Below are 2,267 nucleotides of genomic sequence, written 5' to 3'. Positions count from 1 at the left end.
ACTGTATAAAAGGCTTTGGTTGCAGCCAAAGCTTGGGCCTCACATTACCCGAACTTGGTTAAAGTATTAATTAATTTGTGGGTTTATTATCCATACAAGAAAATCAACAAGGACACGTAACAGTTGGCTACGTTTCGCTTCGCTACACAATTTTAGCCAACCATTACTTAGCCTGTTATTTTGGCGTTAAAGCGCTAGTCGTATACTGAGAAGTTGATGCACCCAAAGTTCTTATCATTATTTTTAGTTTTGTTTTCATTAAATATTGCTTATGCCGAAAGCGATACTCATATTGAAACCGAAATCCAAAATACTATCGACACTGAAGATATTGTAGGATTATCTTGGTCAACAATTTCAAAGGGGCATGTTGAGGTTGGTAGTGTTGGATATGCAAATATTTCAAAACTTGAACATATGATGCCTGCACAAAAAATGCATGTAGGCTCAGTTACCAAATCGGTTCTGGCAATGGGCGTTCTCCATTTAATATTTGAAGGAAGACTCTCATTAGATAGCAATATTGAAGCACTATTGCCAGGATTGAACTTCGACAATGTTTGGCATCATCGTTCACCTATCAAGGTCAAAAACTTACTCGATCATACTGCTGGATTAGACAATATCAGGATGTGGCAGTTACTAAGCACTAAACCTTTGCCAAATACGCCACTTGGAAAAGCTTTTGAATCAAGCAGACAAAACTTATTAAAGATTAGAACTGAACCAGGAACGCAATACTCATATTCCAATATGGGATATACATTACTTGCAATGGTTATAGAAGCTGTAACCAACCAGCGTTATGAAGAGTTCCTCGATGACAACCTTTTAGCACCTTTAGAAATGTATGACAGTAGCTTTGAGTTTATCAGCCAACAAGGTCAGTACGCCGATCCTTTATTAGCGATGGGCTATCATGAAAATAATGTTACTCAAATTGCTGTGTCTAGCTATCTTAGACCTGCGGGACAATTCACAACTACCGCCCCTGACATGGCTAAGTTTATGAATTTTATTTTGAATGAAGGCAAAGTAAATGGTCAAAATTTTGTAAAACCTGAGCATATGAAAATGCTTACTAATCCTTTCAACACTAAAGCACATATAGAAGGCCTGAATATTGGGCATGGCCTTGCGTTTGCTAATAGAGATCGGCATAACGTGCTTGGCATGTGTCATCCGGGTACAACATTTGGATTTAGAGCCTATATTTGCCTTTTACCAGATGAAAAAAAGGGATTTTTTTACGCCGCTAACACGGATAACGAAACTGCCGACTATGAAAAGTTTAATAAATTATTTATCAATAAACTAAGCGTGGTGTCAGCGTCTATTGCAGAGAGCACGGGAAAGGGAACTGGGTTGTCAAAGTTGGAGGGCATTTATCTACCATCCCCAAATAACATGGCCGAATTTGAATTCATTGATATGCTTTTCAATTTTATTTGGTTAGAACAATCAAACGAGCACCTTCTAATGAAGTCATTGCAAAATGCCGATAGGCGCTTAATTCAAGTCGGCGATCACTTATTTAGAGATGTTAACAGGACACAAGCTTCCCATGTTTTCTATTGGGATAGTGAGAGGAGATTGTTTGTTAGTGATGGTCTTAAAACGTTTAAGCAAGTTTCAATTATAGCATTGGTACTTTATTGGTTAAGCTTAAGCTTTGGTCTAATAGGACTGTTTTATATATTTTTAGTCGGATTAATTAGGGTCATTAAACGAGACAAAGAAAGCTTCGTTCGAATAAAATGGGGATTTATAAACCTACTATTGTTCAGCTTTCCTGTATACCTCTATGTTCAGCAATCCTTTCTACAATTTGGTGATATTACAGCGGCAAGTGTTTCCTTGGCTTTTCTTTCAGGAATTTTGCCACTAACACTGTTATTTTCTTTATGGATTTCTCTAAGAGTAAAATTACAAAGTAAACTAATTAAATTGGATGTTGCGGCAATTTTGATATCGGTACAATTAGTTTTAGTATTGGTTTTCTGGGGGCAGCTCCCCGTTATATTTTGGCAATAAAGAGTAGCGCTTTTACAAGTCCATCAAACGGACACGTACAGTTTGCTCGCGCTTCGCGCAGTTTAGCAAAGTGTACTTAGCCGCTTATAGCGGCGTTGGTGCGTCAAGCTAAGCTTGATCCATCTTGCAGGGTGCAAGTCCCTGTCGGGCAAGGTTTAACTAACCTCCTGTATCGAGTGTTGCGCCTTTGGCGGAGTGTGGGATTAGCAATTGCTTTTCAGTTATGAGGATAG

1 protein-coding gene is annotated in these 2,267 nt (G+C 38.4%); it reads left to right on the top strand.

Annotation, left to right across the window (positions count from 1 at the left end):
- Window positions 1-216 precede the first annotated feature (216 nt).
- Window positions 217-2,034, top strand: a complete 1,818-nt coding sequence (locus NRL14_RS20640) for a serine hydrolase (protein WP_306725503.1) — start codon at window positions 217-219, stop codon at window positions 2,032-2,034.
- Window positions 2,035-2,267: the final 233 nt, after the last annotated feature.

The organism is Pseudoalteromonas sp. 20-92 (assembly GCF_030847595.1).
Taxonomy (GTDB): Bacteria; Pseudomonadota; Gammaproteobacteria; order Enterobacterales; family Alteromonadaceae; genus Pseudoalteromonas; species Pseudoalteromonas fuliginea.
This window is presented reverse-complemented; position numbering and strand designations above follow the sequence as displayed.

Bases quoted from the DNA above. Each gene is read 5' to 3' on its own strand.
- NRL14_RS20640 (WP_306725503.1), top strand. From the start codon at position 217: ATGCACCCAAAGTTCTTATCATTATTTTTAGTTTTGTTTTCATTAAAT.